Raw genomic sequence first — 18497 nt, forward strand, 5'->3', positions numbered from 1 at the left:
TAGGTATGAGTGAAACATTATACACAATTTTCGGATACATCCAGTAGTTTTAGTACTCTGTAATTTTAGGTATGAGTGAAACTGAATAAGAAAGCATTCCTAAGCCAGTATTGTTTTAGTACTCTGTAATTTGAATATTGAAAGTGTAATATTTTAGTTGCAATGCTATTGAATAACAATTATAATTTAATTACAGACAACAAGTTTAGCTAACTTGTACTCATACCTAAAATTACAGAATCTACTGAAACAAGACTATATGTCGTGTTTATCCCACTAATTTATTAGTGGGATTTTTTTGTTTTAGAACAACTTATGTAGAAAAAATATAAAAAGTAGTGCCACGTTTATTGGTTTTAAATTATAATAAAATAAAACAAATAAGGTGGGTGTAAACTATGAAAGAAAAATATATTTTGGGTTTAGATTTAGGTATTACATCAGTAGGATATGGAATTATTAATTTTGAAACTAAAAAAATTATAGATGCAGGAGTTAGGCTTTTTCCAGAAGCAAACGTAGATAATAATGAAGGTCGTAGAAGTAAAAGAGGATCTAGACGATTAAAAAGACGAAGAATACATAGATTAGAACGAGTAAAATTATTACTCACAGAATATGACCTAATAAATAAAGAACAAATACCAACATCAAATAATCCTTATCAAATTAGAGTTAAAGGACTAAGTGAAATATTAAGTAAAGATGAACTTGCTATTGCTTTATTACATTTAGCGAAAAGAAGGGGAATTCACAACATTAATGTTAGTAGTGAAGATGAGGATGCCTCCAATGAGTTATCTACAAAGGAACAGATTAATAGAAATAATAAACTATTAAAAGATAAATATGTTTGTGAAGTACAGTTACAAAGATTAAAAGAAGGACAAATAAGGGGAGAAAAAAACAGGTTCAAAACAACAGATATATTAAAGGAAATTGATCAACTCCTTAAAGTGCAAAAAGATTATCACAACTTAGATATAGATTTCATTAACCAATATAAAGAAATAGTTGAAACACGTCGAGAGTATTTTGAAGGACCAGGACAAGGTAGTCCTTTTGGATGGAATGGTGATTTGAAGAAATGGTATGAAATGTTAATGGGACACTGCACATATTTCCCCCAAGAATTACGAAGTGTAAAATATGCATATTCTGCTGATTTATTTAACGCATTAAATGATTTAAATAATCTCATAATACAAAGAGATAATTCTGAAAAATTAGAATATCATGAAAAATATCATATTATTGAAAATGTATTTAAACAAAAGAAAAAGCCAACTTTAAAACAAATTGCTAAAGAAATAGGGGTAAATCCAGAAGATATTAAAGGTTATAGAATAACAAAATCTGGGACACCGCAATTTACAGAATTTAAATTATATCATGATCTAAAGTCAATTGTGTTTGATAAAAGTATTTTAGAAAATGAAGCTATTTTAGACCAAATTGCTGAAATATTAACAATCTATCAAGATGAGCAGAGCATAAAAGAAGAGCTAAACAAATTACCAGAAATCTTAAATGAACAAGATAAAGCTGAAATAGCTAAACTAATAGGATATAACGGAACACATCGCTTGTCATTAAAATGTATTCATTTAATTAATGAAGAATTATGGCAAACATCTAGAAACCAGATGGAAATCTTTAATTATTTGAACATTAAACCGAACAAAGTCGACTTATCCGAACAAAATAAAATACCAAAAGATATGGTGAACGACTTTATTTTATCTCCTGTAGTGAAAAGGACTTTTATTCAATCAATAAATGTTATCAATAAAGTGATTGAAAAATACGGTATACCTGAAGATATCATTATAGAATTAGCTCGAGAAAATAATAGTGATGATAGAAAAAAATTTATTAATAACCTACAAAAGAAAAACGAAGCAACTCGTAAGAGAATAAATGAAATAATTGGCCAAACTGGAAATCAAAATGCCAAAAGAATTGTAGAGAAGATAAGATTACATGATCAACAAGAAGGTAAATGTTTGTATTCATTAGAAAGTATAGCTTTAATGGATTTGTTAAATAATCCTCAAAATTATGAAGTCGATCATATTATTCCTCGTTCTGTAGCATTTGATAACTCAATTCATAATAAAGTGTTAGTTAAACAAATAGAAAATAGTAAAAAAGGTAATATAACACCATACCAATACCTTAATTCTAGTGATGCAAAGTTATCATACAATCAATTTAAGCAACATATCTTAAATTTAAGTAAGTCGAAAGATAGAATTTCTAAGAAAAAGAAAGACTATTTATTGGAAGAACGGGATATTAATAAATTAGAAGTACAAAAGGAATTTATCAATCGAAATTTAGTAGATACAAGATATGCGACTAGAGAACTTACTAGCTATCTAAAAGCATATTTTAGTGCTAATAACATGGATGTAAAAGTTAAAACAATTAATGGGAGTTTTACCAATCATTTAAGAAAAGTATGGAGATTTGATAAATATAGAAATCATGGTTACAAACATCATGCTGAAGACGCTTTAATAATCGCAAATGCAGATTTTTTATTTAAAGAAAATAAAAAATTACAAAATGCAAATAAAATTTTAGAAAAACCAACAATTGAAAATAATACTAAAAAAGTAACAGTTGAAAAAGAAGAAGATTATAACAACGTGTTTGAGACACCTAAGCTTGTTGAAGACATTAAACAATACAGAGATTATAAATTTTCTCATAGAGTAGATAAGAAACCGAATAGACAACTTATTAATGACACTTTATATTCTACAAGAATGAAAGACGAACATGATTACATTGTTCAAACTATTACGGATATTTATGGGAAAGATAATACTAATTTAAAAAAGCAGTTTAATAAAAATCCAGAAAAATTTTTAATGTACCAAAATGATCCAAAAACTTTTGAAAAATTATCAATTATAATGAAACAGTATTCTGATGAAAAAAACCCGCTAGCTAAGTATTATGAAGAGACCGGAGAATATTTAACAAAGTATAGTAAAAAAAATAATGGTCCAATTGTTAAAAAGATAAAGCTTTTAGGAAATAAAGTAGGGAATCATTTAGATGTAACAAATAAATACGAAAATTCTACAAAAAAATTAGTGAAATTATCAATTAAAAATTATAGGTTTGATGTTTATTTAACTGAAAAAGGATATAAATTCGTAACAATTGCTTATTTAAATGTATTTAAGAAAGATAATTATTATTATATCCCTAAAGATAAGTATCAAGAATTAAAAGAAAAGAAAAAAATTAAAGATACAGATCAATTTATTGCCAGTTTTTATAAGAATGATTTGATTAAACTAAATGGCGATTTGTACAAAATTATTGGTGTGAATAGTGATGACAGAAATATCATTGAATTAGATTATTACGATATTAAATATAAAGATTACTGTGAGATAAATAATATTAAAGGTGAACCACGTATAAAGAAAACAATTGGTAAAAAGACGGAATCAATTGAAAAATTTACAACAGATGTTTTAGGTAATTTGTATTTGCATAGTACTGAAAAAGCACCACAATTAATATTTAAACGAGGTCTTTAATGATGAGTTGGCGAATCGTGTATGTTTCAGATGTAAACCATATGTCTTTAAATTTAAATAGTTTAAAAATCATGAAAGGTGATTTAGAAACTAAAATACCATTATCCGATATATTTGCCTTAGTAATAGAAGATTTAACTACAACGATTACGGCAAGACTTCTAGTTGAATTATCTGATTACAACATATTAGTCATATTCTGTAATCAAAAGCATCTGCCTGAATGTACATTACAACCTGTTTCAGGACATTTTAACCAATATACACAAATGAAAGAACAATTGAAATGGGATGAGGCTAGAAAAAGCGAATTATGGAAAATTATTATCGAAAATAAAATTCAAAATCAAATTGAATGCATGAAATACTTATCAATTCAAAGTGAGAGAGTAGATAAGATGATAGAATTAAAAAATTCCGTAACTCTTTTTGACAGAAATAATATTGAAGGACAAGCAGCGAAATATTATTTTAATAGTTTTTTTGAAGACTTTACTAGAGATAATGAAGAAATTATAGAGAATGCAGTATTAAATTATGGATATACTATTTTGAATTCAGCGATAGCAAGAACGATTGTTGCAAAGGGCTTAATTCCAGCAATTGGGATACATCACATAGGAGGGAGAAATCATTTTAATTTGGCTTCTGATTTGATTGAACCTTTTAGACCAATTGTAGATTTATTTCTTTTAAAACACCCGCCCCAAGACTTTTTAACCAAAGAATACCGGGTAAAAATTATTAATTTATTACATGCACGTATTGAAATTGATGGGAAAATGCAGACTGTAATTAGAGCAATTGAAATCATGATTCAATCTATCATTGACTATTTTAAAGATGGACAACTTGATAGAGTTAAATTTCCTAAATTAAGTAAATATAGTTTTTATGAGTTATAGATTTATGAGAGTATTATTAATGTTTGATTTACCAACTGAAACGAAAAAACATCGTAGGATTTATAGTAAATTTAGGAAAAAGTTAATTGAAGATGGATTTTTGATGATGCAATACTCTATTTATATAAAAAGTGTTGTAAATAAAGACGCTGCGAACCAAACGATTAAACGTGTAAATACATTTTTACCATCAGAAGGGCATGTCAGGGCTTTGATTATTACCGAAAAACAATATGAACATATGCAAATATTATTGGGCGAGGAAAATCAAAATATTGAAATATTAGGTGACAATCGAACAATCATATTTTGAATGAGGTATTATCATGACAAATTTACAATGGTGTATTAAAACAGAAAGTTTACCCACAATAACATTAAATATTGGTAAATATACGTCTATTTATAATGAGTATGAAACGATAGAAGAAGATTTGTTGAATGTCATCAATCAATATTTTAAAAAGAGAAATTCTAATAAAAGTCATGTGACCATCGCGGAAATGTTAAATCAAGAAGAAATTTCACCACTTTCTTATGAAAGTATAATCATTGATAATAGAGCGATAGATAATGAGTTTTTGTTAAGTAGCAATTCAATTATAAACAAAAAGCTACAACGTGATTTTTATGAAAACATTGAAAGTAGTTCTTATATAGAATCCATTAATGTTTTATTTGAAGATTTATTAAATTTGATTAATAAAACAGAATTACCTTTAAAGATAAAAGCATTTGATATCAAACAATTTATTAAATTATTAAGCTTTGAGTATAGTTTAAATGAAGATTATTCTAAATTAATTGTCAGAATCGAACAAATATTACCGCTTTTAGTTGAGGAGTTAAATAAACAATACGGTGGCAAGTTGCTATTAATATATTTGTATCCTGAAGCAAATTTAAGTCCAAAAGAACAAATACGTTTGAAAGAGTTAATAATATCACTTGGAATTGATATTATAGTATTAACAGGGTCATTGCATTTTTTAGCTGAGGATTGGAAATATAATAACTATATTAGATGTGATAATCAAAAAATATCATCTGAATTGGTAGATAATCTACTTTGGAATGCCCCATTAAATTTTGAAAGAAGTGAAATAGAGCAGAGTTTAAATCAATTTATATTAGCTTACCAGGATAAAATTGAAATAAAACCGATTATCTCTAATTATCAAATTGCTCAAATTATGTTATTTAGTTCAATTGATTTATATGTAGGAGTTTCATATATGCAACATTGCAATCATGAATTTATATTGAATATAGATGAGACGAAATTACCCTTAAGTATGGCTAAATATTTAGAACAGTTTGTTAAAGAAAATTAACTATAATTTTGCGCTAGAGGTTTTAGTACTCTGTAATTTTAGGTATGAGTGAAACGATGTGCATGATCTGCGTCAGTAAAATCTAGTTTTAGTACTCTGTAATTTTAGGTATGAGTGAAACCGTCGGCTTTTTATTTTAGGAGTTGAAAATGTTTTAGTACTCTGTAATTTTAGGTATGAGTGAAACTAATTTATACATCGAGAATTCACATCATGAGTTTTAGTACTCTGTAATTTTAGGTATGAGTGAAACTAAAAGAGGGAACTTGGCGTACCGAAGAGAGTTTTAGTACTCTGTAATTTTAGGTATGAGTGAAACGGTATGGCGCTAACGGTTGGACAGGTTCTCGTTTTAGTACTCTGTAATTTTAGGTATGAGTGAAACAAAGATGGAGAAATATTAGACCCGGTGAATGTTTTAGTACTCTGTAATTTTAGGTATGAGTGAAACACGGTATTGTAGGCGAACCTGTCGACCAAGGTTTTAGTACTCTGTAATTTTAGGTATGAGTGAAACCAAACACCTAATGTTAAAGCGTCTTCAGGTGTTTTAGTACTCTGTAATTTTAGGTATGAGTGAAACTATGCAGAATACGGTCATACTTATTTAGTTGTTTTAGTACTCTGTAATTTTAGGTATGAGTGAAACGAATTAGGCTTTATCACTAACAAAACCGACGTTTTAGTACTCTGTAATTTTAGGTATGAGTGAAACCAGAAGTTCTTGATTCAATGGATGAGTTAGGTTTTAGTACTCTGTAATTTTAGGTATGAGTGAAACCTGAGGCAGAAATTAATAAAATGCAGCAATGTTTTAGTACTCTGTAATTTTAGGTATGAAGTAGATTGGAGGATATATGAGTAGCATGAGGAAGCCGATTATAAAAAATATTAGTTATTCTAATGAAGAGCTAGTCAATTCATTAGGCGAGTGGCAACAGAGTGATGATTCCAAATTTTTACTCAGATATCCCACTGTCTATATAATAAATGATAAAAATAAGTCTGATCACTTTAATTTGTATGTTGGTGAAACAACGGATATCAAAAATAGAACTATTCAACATTTGAAAAATGATGTGAAGCTTAAAGACTATTGGAAATCATTTTACAGTTCTGATACGTCTTCGATGTATGTTATAGGACATCCGTTCTTTAATAAGTCTTTAACTTTAGATATAGAAAACAAGTTTATGCAGTATTTGTCTAGTGTAGATGCTGTGACTTCAATATTTAATAGTAGAACAAATCAGCAAAATGAATATTATACTTCTGAAAAATTAGATGAAATATTCACAAATATTTGGCAACAATTACATAAAGAGAATAGCAAACTTTTTCCTATTGAAAGTGTAATTAAAGACTCAGCGATTTTTAAAGCATCTCCATTTCATAAATTAACGAATGAGCAACAATCAGTTAAAGATGAGATTTTAAATAAAATAGAACATGCTATTTTAAGTGAAAGTGAAGAAAATCAATTGATTTTAGTAGAAGGAGAAGCTGGTTCTGGTAAAACTGTATTAATGAGCACATTGTTTTTTGAGCTAAAGCAAATGATGGATTTAGATGAGATGAAGAATTTAGATATTCATCTATTGGTTAATCACGATCAACAATTAAAGGTATATAAGCAAATTGCTAATAAACTTGGTTTAGAAGGAAAAAATCAGAATATAATTAATAAACCCACTAGTTTTATTTTGAATAGAGATGTTAAAGATAAAGCGGATGTTGTTATTATTGATGAAGCACATTTACTGCTTACGCAAGGTAAAATGTCTTATCGAGGAGAAGGACATCTAAAAGATATTCAAAAAAGAGCTAAAGTCGTTGTTGCAGTCTTTGATAAAAAACAGATATTAAGTAAACAACAAATATGGGAATTTGATACACTAGATAAATTAATACAGTATTCTAAAGATCAAAATAATCATTTACTACTTAAGAACCAACTAAGAATCAATAGCAGCATTGAAACAATGAATTGGTTAAGACATTTAATAGATGATCATAAAATTGACCCTATTCCCCAAGATAGCAAAGGATACGATATTAAAATTTTTGACACACCAGCAGAATTAGAAAAAGCGATTTTAAGAAAATCTAAAAATATTGAATCAGGTTTGTCTAGAATGCTTGCGACATTTGATTGGGAATTTAAAAATGGAAAATCACCGAATGATGGATTATTTTGGGAAGTTAAAATAGGACAATGGTCTAGACCATGGAACTTACAATTAAAATGTCCTAGAGGTGAGAAAAATTTAGCATGGCCAGAACAGAGTCAAACGATTAATGAAATAGGATCGACTTTTACAATTCAAGGATTTGATTTAAATTATGCTGGTGTAATTATTGGGCCATCAGTGAAATATCGCAATGGTAAGATAATTTATGATAAAAGCGAAAGTAAAAATATACAGGTAACACAAAACCGAAAACTCTCTGATGATACTATGAAAAATTTTGGCGAAGAATTATTAAGAAATGAATTGAACGTTCTGCTTACAAGGGGCGTCAATGGTTTATATATTTATGCGGTTGATGATGAACTAAGAAATGCACTTAAAGAAGCTTCGAAAGGATGATAGAAATGAGAACTGAAAACAGTGTTATGGAAAAAATTAATCAATTTAGAGATGAACGTAATTGGAGACAATTTCATAATGAAAAGGATTTGGCGTTGTCTATAACACTAGAAGCTTCGGAGTTATTAGAATTATTTCAATGGAAATCATCAGAAGATGTTGTCGAAAGTAAAAGAGAACGATTAGCAGAAGAATTGGCTGATATTTTAATATATAGTTATATGTTTGCCGATAATCTAGATTTCGATATCAATGAAATTATAGAGCGAAAACTTGTTAAAAACGCAGAAAAGTATCCTGTAGATAAAAGTAAAGATAATAATTCAAAATACAATGAATTATAATTACTCATTTCATTAAATTACTCAATAGTACATTTAATTGCCGAAACTTCCTTTTAATTCTAAAATATGATTTGAAAGCGTTATTTCAAGTGAATTTTAGATGAAAGGGGGTTTTTTAATGATTGAAAGACAAATTAAGCTTATAGAATTATTGCGTAATAATCGAAGTGATTACCTAAAATCTGATGATATAGCGTCTTATTTAAATATTTCAAATAGGACAGCTAGAACCGATATCAAAATCATTAATAATCAATTTATGCCAGAAGTGATTGGGAATATTAAATCTAAAGGGTATTTCTTAAATACGACACGTTATTCTCTCGAAGACATTGATAATCAACTGAGCAATTATTTACATCAAGATGGTAAGTTGTTGATTAAAATAGCATACCAATTACTCATGTATAGTAAATCAGTATTAATAAGTGAATTAATGGAACAATTTCAATTGTCTAAGAAAGAAATATTGGATTATATGAGTAGAATTCAAATGTGGTGTGAGAAATATGAAGTTAATATCATTATCAAGAGAAAGACAGGTATTAGGGTAACAGGTAATGAAAAAGATATTAATAATGCGATTTTACATTTGAATCAATTATCAAAGCAACATCACCGAGTGGAAGATTTGATATTAAATGAATTACCCAAGGCTCATATACAAATAATCAAACAAATTATTGAAACAAACTTAAGCGTCCATGATATTCGGACGTCACATCTTCAAATTGAACAACTTGTCATACATCTAATATTAATTTTAAAAAGGCAATCCATATCAGAAGAATCATGGAATATTAATGATGAATCACTAGTTATTTCAAATGAAATTATAAAAGGCATCAATCAGCGCTTAGGATATCATTTAAATACACAAACTGTACATTTATTCTCATTTTTTATTAGTTATCATTTTAATAAATTTGATTTAGGTTTTGAGAAAGTTTTCATTGAAAGTTACATACAGCAGTTGATTACAAAAATGGAACAAAAGATGCACCTTAAATTTGGTTCGGATAATGTTTTAAAGGACAATTTACTTGCACATTTTAGTCGTACCTATTTAAGAATTATGAAGGAAGTTTACTTAAATAATCCATTAACAGGTGAAATAAAAATACTTTATCCATATGTATTTAACGTATTATACGATATTATCCATGAACTTGCTAAAGATACTGGAATCAATTTAAGTGAAGATGAAATTGCATTTTTAACGATACATTTTCAAGCATCTATAGATCGAAATGAAGAATCACAGGTTAATATAGCCATTTGTTGTTACTATGGATTAGGTATTTCTCAATTATTAGAAACCAAAATATCGAAAGTTAACCAGCATGTTAAGGTTATAGATATACTAAGATTTGAAGATATTGAAAATGATGCATTTGAAAATATAGATATACTTATCACAACGCATGATATTAATATGCAATTACCACAATATTTAGATGTAATTAAAGTTTCTCCACTATTTTCAGAAGATGATCAATTTAAATTGAATCGAATCGTTAAAGGTAAATTAAACCCGATATCTAAAAATAATGGATTAAATGAGATACCTGTTACGATCGTTAACAATGATTTTATACAAACCATACCAGGTGTGTTTGAAATGGCGCATCAAATTTTGAATAACTATAAAGCGATTAGTAGTGGATATATAGAAACAGCATTAAATAGAGAAAAAGCCTCCTCAACATATATTGGTAATAGCATGACAATGCCCCATGGTGATCCTACAAAGGTATTAAACTCACATATTATTATATTTAAGAGTAATAATGGATTTTATTGGAAAGAGCATAAGGTAAAATTAGTGTTTTTCTTAGCAATTGCTAAACCAGATATCCATTTGATGAAACAAATGATGCAAAACTTGTCTTTATTAGATGAAGAAGATATTCATCAATTAGCACATCTTGAAGAAACAGCTTTTCAAAATAAAATATTAAAACTAATCAAAGGATAATTACCACTAGTAACGGTAATTATCTTTTTTTATGGCCTTCTGACAACGCTTACACTATAAGTGAAGGAGCGTGAAGAAGATGAAAATATTGGCAATAACATCTTGTCCAAACGGTATCGCTCATACTTATATGGCTCAAGAGAAGTTAGAACAAGCAGCCAAGAAAATGGGTGTAGATATTAAAGTTGAGACACAAGGTGGCGTAGGAGCAGAGAACGTTTTAACTGCTAAGGAAATTAGAGAAGCTGATGGCATTATTATTGCAGCTGATAGACAAGTGGATTTATCAAGATTTAATGGAAAGAGATTGATTAATGAAAATGTAAGAGAAGGCATCCATCATCCAGAAACCTTAATACAAAGAATAATAGATCAAGATGCTAAAATTTATCACGATAAAAATGCAACAACACAATCTAATGATTCGGATGACGAAGAAGATCAAAAAAGCGGTATTCAGATGGTGTATCAACATTTAATGAATGGTGTATCATTCATGGTTCCATTTATCGTAGTGGGTGGTTTACTAATAGCAATCGCTTTAACTTTAGGAGGACACCCTACATCTGAAGGTCTCAAAATTCCTGATGATTCATTTTGGAAAGCAATTGAGAATATAGGTAAATTATCATTTGGTTTTATGGTTCCAATATTAGCAGGTTACATCGCATATAGTATTGCTGATAAACCAGGTCTAGTACCAGGTATGATTGGTGGTGCTATTGCGGCTGATGGAAGCTTGTACGGTAGTGAAGCTGGCGCAGGATTCTTAGGTGGTATTGTGGCAGGTTTCATAGCAGGATATGTTGCTAAATGGATTAAAAATATTAGAGTACCTAAAGCAATGGCACCTATTATGCCAATCATCATTATTCCAATACTTGCATCTTTAGTAGTAGGACTTATCTTTATATTCCTTATAGGTGCGCCTATTTCTGGTATATTTACAGCGTTGACTGGATGGTTGAAAGGTATGCAGGGCGCTAACATTATTATATTAGCCCTTATTATAGGTGCAATGATTGCATTTGATATGGGAGGTCCTGTGAATAAAGTAGCTTTCTTATTCGGATCTGCCCTAATTGCAGAAGGAAATTATGCTGTGATGGGAATGGTAGCAGTTGCTGTTTGTACACCACCAATTGGATTAGGGTTAGCAACATTTGTTCAAAAACATAAATTCAATCATGCTGAACAAGAAATGGGGAAAGCCTCATTTACTATGGGATTGTTTGGTATTACTGAAGGTGCTATACCATTTGCTGCACAAGATCCATTGCGTATCATACCTTCTAATATGATTGGTGCAATGGTTGCTGCAGTCATTGCTGCTATGGGTGGCGTTGGAGATAGAGTTGCGCATGGTGGTCCTATTGTTGCTGTTTTAGGTGGTATCGATCATATTATTTGGTTCTTTATCGCAGTTATTATCGGTAGCTTGGTAACAATGATTACAATTTTAATTTTAAAAAGAAATACACCTGTAACTGATGTAGAAGAGAATCAAGTAGATGCTCATTTAGAAACAAGTACAAATAGTAGTCAAGAAAGCAAACATTCAGAGTCTAAAGTGGATGAAAGTGTTGAACATAACGATAACGTATTTCAAAAAGACGTTATCAATATAAACACTAATGTGAAAACCAAAGAAGAAGCTATTGATTATATGGTGAAAAATTTAAAAGAACATCGCTTTATAAACAATGAAGATGTTGTTAAACAAGCAATTTTAAATAGAGAAGCGGAATCAACAACAGCCATTGGTATGAATGTGGCAATTCCTCATGCTAAATCTGATGCAGTTAAACAACCTACTGTAGCCGTTTTACAAAATAAAGAAGGCGTAGATTGGATTAGTTTAGATGAAACACTTCCGAAAATACTCTTTATGATTGTCGTACCAAATGACAGTAATAATACACATTTGAAATTACTACAAAGACTGTCTAGAAGTTTGATGGATGACAAAACAAGAGAAGCACTAATTAATGCACCATCAAAAGACGATATTTACGACATATTAAAAGAGATATAGAGGTGAAATAAAACATGGTATTATTTTTAAAACCAGTATTTCAGGAAAAAATTTGGGGTGGCACTGCATTAGAATCATTTAATTATCATTTACCTAGCAATAATGTTGGAGAATGTTGGGCCATTTCAGCACATCCCAATGGTCCCAATGTGATAGAAAATGGTGATTATAAAGGTAAAACGTTAGATGAAGTATGGTCAATTGATCGTTCATTATTTGGTAATGATAAAAGAGATAAATTTCCATTATTAACCAAAATCCTAGATGCGAATGATAAGTTATCGGTACAAGTTCATCCCGATGACGATTATGCTCAAAAGTATGAAGGTGAATACGGTAAAACTGAATGTTGGTATATCTTAGATGCCAAAGAAGATGCAGAAATCATCTACGGCATTAATGTTGATAATAAAGAAGATTTGGTTGAGTGCATAAATAATCGAGAATTTGATCGATTATTTAAAAAGGTGAAAGTTAAACCAGGTGACTTCTATTATGTGCCTGCGGGGACAGTTCATGCTATTGGTTCAGGTATATTGATATTAGAAACTCAGCAGTCTTCTGATACAACTTACCGTATATATGATTATGATCGTAAAGATAAACATGGGCATTTAAGAGATTTGCATTTAGAACAAAGTAAAGCAGTCATCAATATTAATCAAGAGAACCCTAATATGGTACCTCAAAAAAGTGAAGTTCAAGGACAGACAGTAACTCAATTTGTATCAAACGAATTTTTTACAGTCGAAAAATGGGAAATTAATAGTAAATTAAATTACAATAAACCACATGCTTATTGCTTAGTTTCAGTCATCGATGGGACAGGTAGTGTGATTATAGATGATGAAAGATACGATATACAAAAAGGTAGACATTTTATCATTACAAATGAAGATCAAGATATTTTATTTGAAGGTAAATTAGAAATGATTATAAGTTACTCGTAAATTTAGGTAAGGGATTAAGTGAAGTTAGTGAAAGAGGGACAAGCACTGTGATGTCGGTGTTCTCCATTTAAGCATGATTAAACTAATTAATAATTATGTATAGTCAATTTGTAAGAATTATATATTTTCACTTTAATTTAAATTCTTTTTTTAGTAAGATGACTTTAGTAATTTTTTCACACTTTATTGTAATGTTCACAGGCAACCTATATGGTTGCTTTTTTAATTATTTTTGTTGAAAGGATACATAAAAATGAAACTAAAATATTTGATTTTAGTATTATTAGCACCTGTATTTTTATCAGCTTGTAACTATTCTAAACCAGAAAATCGAAATGGGTTTTTCTATAATACTTTTGCTAAACCAATGGATTTATTTTTAAATTGGATGGGAGAACATCTTAATCATAATTATGGTCTAGCTATTATTATTATCGTATTAGCGATTAGATTAATAATGTTGCCATTTATGTTATCACAAACTAAAAATGGTCAGTTTATGAGAAAACTAATGAAAATCGCTAAACCAGAGTTAGATCCTATTCAGGAAAAAGTGCGACGTGCGCGTACACAAGAAGAAAAAATGGATGCTAATAAAGAGATGATGGATGTATATAAAAAATACCATATTAATCCAATGAAAAGCATGTTAGGTTGTCTACCTATGCTTATTCAAATGCCAATATTATTTGGTCTATATGCATCATTAAAATGGCCAGTACATAATCATTTATCACAATATCCTCACTTTTTATGGTTTGATTTATCCAATCCAGATATTTATATAACGCTCATTGCGGGTATTTTGTATTTTATCCAATCTCTAGTAAGTTTAGGTAACATGCCCCAAGAACAAAGACAAATGGGCTATATGATGATGGTAATTTCACCTATATTTATTATTTATATTTCATTCACATCAGCATCTGCTTTAGGACTATATTGGTCCATCAATGCATTATTCCTTATCATTCAAATGTATTTTTCAAATCAATATTATTCAAAAATTGCAGACGAGTATATAAAATCATTTGAAAAACAAAATGATAAAAAGTCACAGAAAGCAAAAACAATTAAAAAGAAGAAATAATCAATAATAAAAAGGGACTCTGCAATGACCCAAAATTTGGGAAATAACTTAAAAACACTTTCGTTGAATTCATATTAAAATGAATCATGCGAAGGTGTTTTTTCTATGAAAAGAGTAGTTTATTCATTAGCAACTAAAAATAAAGTGATTGAAATGAAAGTAGTTGATTATATGACAAAAGAATTATGAAAGCATAAAATATTAGGAATAGAAAACAAGTGAAAACTTGATGTCAATGATATTGAGAAGAGAGAAAGGTATAGGTTTAACCAACAAGACGGTAAACTATATGATTATAGTAAGGGATTGGAAGAACTATCAGAAGTAGAACAATTGAAATTAGAGAATAAGAGAAAAGGTGTTGAAATCGCATTCAATAAAATCTAGTCAACTTATCACTTGTAAAATACAGAGAATTAGTAATCTAGAACATAGTGTTTTATTAAGTATACAGTTCAGGGTTCAGTGTCAACAATACTTATTCTATATCTTGATTTTATCTATAATTATTGATTGCTTTTGTATTATTTTTGGGTTTTAGAGCATATAACACAACTAATGTTATAAGTATTACCGCATGGCTAACTATGCCTAAAAAAGAGAATATCCGGATGCATAAAAAGGTTTAAAATAGGATGCTGATTGTTCTAAATTGATAAAGATATGCGTACAAAATAGAGAAATTAATATTCCTAATGTTCTGATTAAAAATACTAGAACATAATTTTTAAGGTTTTTAATGTTTAATCCTAATAAAATAGAAACGATTTTATTTCCAAAATCCTAGCTACTATTTTATGTTTTGTTACTTATAAAATGGTAGATTTGATATTAGGTTTTGTTGGTGGATTTATTGAAAGAAGAATATACAAAGCTAAATATAGAGAATGGACTGTAGCAAGAGCGCTAGATCAAGATTACTTTAATAGAGAGATTGCTAGGTGTGAGGCACAGTTTGAAAGTGATAAGCAATATATTTTATCTGAACATAAAAGGATTGATAGTAAAATAAGGAATGATTATCAATCAATTTATACCCATTTTGAGACTGAAGCGCAAAAATTAGAAACATATCTTCCATCTGAGTTTAGAAGTTTAGACATTTTATCTACATTATTTGCAATTTTAAATGCTGGATTTGGTGACAGTTGGAAAGAAATCATCAATGTATATAGAGATCAAAAAAATATGAATGAATTGAAATCTCATATCAATGATATTCAAAATACATTAAATAGTATGAGTAACAATCAAAAAGCAACTATTCAAGCTATCAATCATCAAGGTCAGCAACAACAAAGGTTATTAAATGAACTTAATGTAGGGATACAACAGTCAAACAATAACATCGAGAAGTTGACTAATGATATCAACAGAGGTTATGACAAAGTACAAAGAAATCACAAAGCTATACATGATGAATTAGTTGATATGAACCCTAATAATCCTAGAGGTAAATATTAAGTCAATATATACAAAAAGAGTACAAAATTGTACTCTTTTTGCATATTATTAGAACTATTTTTCTTTTGAAAAACGTTTGAAAGTAAGTAATGAACCAATAGCTAATAATGCCGTAGCAATTGATGCTACTAGACCATTGTTTGTTGTTTCACCAGTAGCTGGTAGTTCTTGTGCTTGTGTGGCATTATTTTGAACTGCTTGTTGTTGGTTATTATTTTGAGTAGTTACTGTGTTATCAGTTGCTTGTTGTTGACCTTGTTCATTATTGTTTGAATTATCAAATTGATATTTACCATTCTTATAAAATTTACCGTCATCAGCTGTTGCTAAAACACCTTCTCCTGTTTCTACAGTGCCATCTTTATATACTCTAACAGCACCGTCGCCTACACCTGACTTATTATTATAACCTAGTAAATAATAGTCCCCTTTATCTTCCGCTTTTTGGAAATTAACACGTTCTGGCTTATAACCATCTTCTTTCCAAACTTGAGTAGCTACTGATTGAGCGTTATTTGCATTTACTGATGATTCAGCAGCACTTGCATTATGTGAACTTACTCCTGTAAATAATAATGCACCTGCTAATGTTGTTGCCCCTAAAATTTTAGTTGTTTTCATGAAAAATCCCCCATCTATAAATATTTTGAAAATTACAACTAAATTCTAACACAAACCACTAAATAAAAAAATGATAATTTTAAATATTTTGTAAATGTCTAAGCTATATAAAAATGTTGAGTTTAATTTAATTCTATATTTATTTGATTTTTTGGTTTTGATCATTATATTAAAACAAAATAAAAAAGTTTGTCCCCTTATCTATAGGAAACAAACCTTAAATTAAAATTTAAAGACAAAAGCTAAATTCAGATTTTCTTTAATGTATTTTATTCGTCATTTTCTGTTGCTAAATCATCAGATGCGACGCCATTATGACCAATGCGTTGTGCTATATCACCAGGTAGTTGTCTATCTCCAACTAGCTCATTATATTTCTTAAAGTCAGATTCGGTCATATTATCTTTACTTCTTAAATAAGTTTCATAATTTTCTATATCTTGCAGTTGCTTATCTTGTGTTGGATTTGTATTTGTTTGTGCTTGTTGAGGATTTTGTTGTACTGGCTGATTGTTTTGTATTTGTTGGTTTTGATTTTATAAAGAAATCGCATCTAAAATATTTAAATATATCATTTATATAAAAACGAAATAATTGTATAATTTTAATGAAGACATTTCGGATTTAAATGTATCATTACATAGATATTCAAATTATCTGTAGCTGTTTAAAATGAGGGACTTATATGCAAATAAAGAATGCTATTTATCAAGGGACTATAAGTGGTAAACAAGTGGTTGTTGATCATGAACGTTTGAAATATAACAAATTTTTAATATTACCGGTGATAGTTGGTATCATTTTTATTTACCTAGCAATGGTAGTGATGGTGATAATTATTAATCTAGCATTTCTAGTGGATCTAGTTTTTATAAATATTTTAGGTTGTATTGTAGGATTTTTTATACCTGCCATACTTTTTAAGTATCTCCATAATCAGATTTTTATGAGGGAGATTACCTTAATTCAATTAGGTTGGGATCAATATGAATTACATGTAGGTAATCAGAAATATATTGGCTATTATAAAGATGTAAAAAAAGCTATCTATGTAAGTTATCCAGGTCAAGCAACCATATTTATGCCAGATGCAGTAACGAAAATTAAAACATCTGATGGGACTTATAGAATTGCTGCAGTGAAAATGGAACAACAACAAACTGTACAAAAAATTAAATTTCATTTTGAACAAATGATTGATAAATATCAATCTTAAAATATCATTTTATATCCTTCACATTAAAATGAATGAAGCAACTTGGTAAAAAGCGAAAAGAGATGTGTATCATAAGTTTTAACTTCATAATAGATTACAGGGAGGTTTGATCCTATCCTTATTAAAAATAAAGTCTATATGTCGATCATCATCGTATTAATTATTATAAATGTAATATTAATATCGACTGATCAGGGCATAGCAAGTAACATTGGAAATAGGTTGATTTATATGATCTTTTTTATTAATTACTTATTAATAATTATAGGAGTTACCGTTAAAACTAAAAAGTGATAGTTATTAAACTTACGTCTGACGTAAAACAATGATTTAATCGAAGTGACAATCGGTCGCATTTTTATAGCTAATTATATTGTACAAATATTTCGTCTCACAACGCTCTCTT

At 29.0% G+C, this 18497-nt stretch carries 14 protein-coding genes, 1 pseudogene and 1 CRISPR repeat array; of the genes and pseudogenes, 13 read left to right on the plus strand and 2 right to left on the minus strand.

Going from position 1 to position 18497, the window contains the following annotated elements; all coding sequences use genetic code 11:
* The first annotated feature begins 398 nt into the window (after positions 1 to 398).
* The 12 genes and pseudogenes from cas9 (at position 399) to LPC11_RS00580 (ending at position 16254) form a co-directional block, all read left to right on the plus strand.
* Entirely contained in the window at positions 399 to 3563 is a 3165-nt protein-coding gene (gene cas9 / locus LPC11_RS00530; protein WP_231307298.1) for a type II CRISPR RNA-guided endonuclease Cas9, read from the plus strand.
* Positions 3563 to 4468, plus strand: coding sequence for a type II CRISPR-associated endonuclease Cas1 (cas1, locus tag LPC11_RS00535; protein ID WP_226956354.1), 906 nt, complete (start codon positions 3563 to 3565; stop codon positions 4466 to 4468). The genes cas9 and cas1 overlap by 1 nt, the downstream gene beginning before the upstream one ends.
* 4 nt (positions 4469 to 4472) lie before the next feature.
* A complete protein-coding gene (gene cas2, locus LPC11_RS00540; RefSeq protein ID WP_023374363.1) occupies positions 4473 to 4781 on the plus strand; it encodes a CRISPR-associated endonuclease Cas2 in 309 nt (102 codons plus the stop codon).
* Positions 4782 to 4794: 13 nt separating this feature from the next.
* Positions 4795 to 5802: a hypothetical protein gene (locus tag LPC11_RS00545; RefSeq protein ID WP_023374362.1), complete on the plus strand. Its 1008-nt coding sequence runs from the start codon at positions 4795 to 4797 to the stop codon at positions 5800 to 5802.
* Between the two features lie 19 nt (positions 5803 to 5821).
* Positions 5822 to 6649: a CRISPR direct-repeat array (repeat unit 36 nt; unit sequence GTTTTAGTACTCTGTAATTTTAGGTATGAGTGAAAC).
* A 10-nt stretch (positions 6650 to 6659) separates the two neighbouring features.
* On the plus strand, positions 6660 to 8393 hold the full coding sequence (locus tag LPC11_RS00550; RefSeq protein ID WP_023374361.1) for a DNA/RNA helicase domain-containing protein: 1734 nt from the start codon (positions 6660 to 6662) through the stop codon (positions 8391 to 8393).
* A gap of 5 nt (positions 8394 to 8398) precedes the next feature.
* On the plus strand, positions 8399 to 8737 hold the full coding sequence (locus LPC11_RS00555; protein WP_023374360.1) for a nucleotide pyrophosphohydrolase: 339 nt from the start codon (positions 8399 to 8401) through the stop codon (positions 8735 to 8737).
* A 118-nt stretch (positions 8738 to 8855) separates the two neighbouring features.
* On the plus strand, positions 8856 to 10715 hold the full coding sequence (locus LPC11_RS00560) for a BglG family transcription antiterminator (RefSeq protein ID WP_023374359.1): 1860 nt from the start codon (positions 8856 to 8858) through the stop codon (positions 10713 to 10715).
* A 79-nt stretch (positions 10716 to 10794) separates the two neighbouring features.
* On the plus strand, positions 10795 to 12750 hold the full coding sequence (locus tag LPC11_RS00565) for a fructose-specific PTS transporter subunit EIIC (RefSeq protein ID WP_107566516.1): 1956 nt from the start codon (positions 10795 to 10797) through the stop codon (positions 12748 to 12750).
* Between the two features lie 14 nt (positions 12751 to 12764).
* Positions 12765 to 13700 carry a mannose-6-phosphate isomerase, class I gene (manA, locus tag LPC11_RS00570; protein ID WP_023374357.1) on the plus strand — a complete coding sequence of 312 codons (936 nt, stop codon included), beginning with the start codon at positions 12765 to 12767 and terminating at the stop codon, positions 13698 to 13700.
* Positions 13701 to 13953: 253 nt separating this feature from the next.
* Complete coding sequence (yidC, locus tag LPC11_RS00575; RefSeq protein WP_023374356.1) at positions 13954 to 14790, plus strand: membrane protein insertase YidC; 837 nt, start codon at positions 13954 to 13956, stop codon at positions 14788 to 14790.
* Positions 14791 to 14895: 105 nt separating this feature from the next.
* Positions 14896 to 15141, plus strand: a pseudogene (locus tag LPC11_RS12575) (IS3 family transposase); the annotation flags it as partial.
* A 465-nt stretch (positions 15142 to 15606) separates the two neighbouring features.
* Complete coding sequence (locus tag LPC11_RS00580; RefSeq protein ID WP_023374355.1) at positions 15607 to 16254, plus strand: hypothetical protein; 648 nt, start codon at positions 15607 to 15609, stop codon at positions 16252 to 16254.
* A 54-nt stretch (positions 16255 to 16308) separates the two neighbouring features.
* Here the strand turns inward: LPC11_RS00580 and LPC11_RS00585 are convergent, their stop codons facing one another.
* Both LPC11_RS00585 and LPC11_RS12550 read right to left on the minus strand, forming a co-directional pair.
* On the minus strand, positions 16309 to 16875 hold the full coding sequence (locus tag LPC11_RS00585) for an LPXTG cell wall anchor domain-containing protein (protein WP_023374354.1): 567 nt from the start codon (positions 16873 to 16875) through the stop codon (positions 16309 to 16311).
* 269 nt (positions 16876 to 17144) lie between these two features.
* Positions 17145 to 17273, minus strand: a complete 129-nt coding sequence (locus LPC11_RS12550; protein WP_255202528.1) for a hypothetical protein — start codon at positions 17271 to 17273, stop codon at positions 17145 to 17147.
* A gap of 287 nt (positions 17274 to 17560) precedes the next feature.
* On the opposite strand from LPC11_RS12550, the gene LPC11_RS00590 reads away from it, so the two are divergent.
* Entirely contained in the window at positions 17561 to 18091 is a 531-nt protein-coding gene (locus LPC11_RS00590; protein WP_023374353.1) for a hypothetical protein, read from the plus strand.
* The last annotated feature ends 406 nt before the right edge of the window (positions 18092 to 18497 follow it).

Origin of the sequence: Staphylococcus sp. HL28, from assembly GCF_021117155.1 — a bacterium.
Taxonomy (GTDB): Bacteria; Bacillota; Bacilli; order Staphylococcales; family Staphylococcaceae; genus Staphylococcus; species Staphylococcus warneri.

What these genes read in the sequence shown, in the direction of transcription:
- cas9 (WP_231307298.1), top strand. Translation starts at nt 399, where the DNA reads ATGAAAGAAAAATATATTTTGGGTTTAGATTTAGGTATTACATCAGTA.
- yidC (WP_023374356.1), top strand. Translation starts at nt 13,954, where the DNA reads ATGAAACTAAAATATTTGATTTTAGTATTATTAGCACCTGTATTTTTA.
- LPC11_RS00550 (WP_023374361.1), top strand. Translation starts at nt 6,660, where the DNA reads ATGAGTAGCATGAGGAAGCCGATTATAAAAAATATTAGTTATTCTAAT.
- LPC11_RS00590 (WP_023374353.1), top strand. Translation starts at nt 17,561, where the DNA reads ATGCAAATAAAGAATGCTATTTATCAAGGGACTATAAGTGGTAAACAA.
- cas2 (WP_023374363.1), top strand. Translation starts at nt 4,473, where the DNA reads ATGAGAGTATTATTAATGTTTGATTTACCAACTGAAACGAAAAAACAT.
- manA (WP_023374357.1), top strand. Translation starts at nt 12,765, where the DNA reads ATGGTATTATTTTTAAAACCAGTATTTCAGGAAAAAATTTGGGGTGGC.
- LPC11_RS00565 (WP_107566516.1), top strand. Translation starts at nt 10,795, where the DNA reads ATGAAAATATTGGCAATAACATCTTGTCCAAACGGTATCGCTCATACT.
- LPC11_RS00560 (WP_023374359.1), top strand. Translation starts at nt 8,856, where the DNA reads ATGATTGAAAGACAAATTAAGCTTATAGAATTATTGCGTAATAATCGA.
- LPC11_RS00545 (WP_023374362.1), top strand. Translation starts at nt 4,795, where the DNA reads ATGACAAATTTACAATGGTGTATTAAAACAGAAAGTTTACCCACAATA.
- LPC11_RS12550 (WP_255202528.1), bottom strand. Translation starts at nt 17,273, where the DNA reads ATGACCGAATCTGACTTTAAGAAATATAATGAGCTAGTTGGAGATAGA.
- LPC11_RS00585 (WP_023374354.1), bottom strand. Translation starts at nt 16,875, where the DNA reads ATGAAAACAACTAAAATTTTAGGGGCAACAACATTAGCAGGTGCATTA.
- LPC11_RS00580 (WP_023374355.1), top strand. Translation starts at nt 15,607, where the DNA reads ATGGTAGATTTGATATTAGGTTTTGTTGGTGGATTTATTGAAAGAAGA.
- LPC11_RS00555 (WP_023374360.1), top strand. Translation starts at nt 8,399, where the DNA reads ATGAGAACTGAAAACAGTGTTATGGAAAAAATTAATCAATTTAGAGAT.
- cas1 (WP_226956354.1), top strand. Translation starts at nt 3,563, where the DNA reads ATGATGAGTTGGCGAATCGTGTATGTTTCAGATGTAAACCATATGTCT.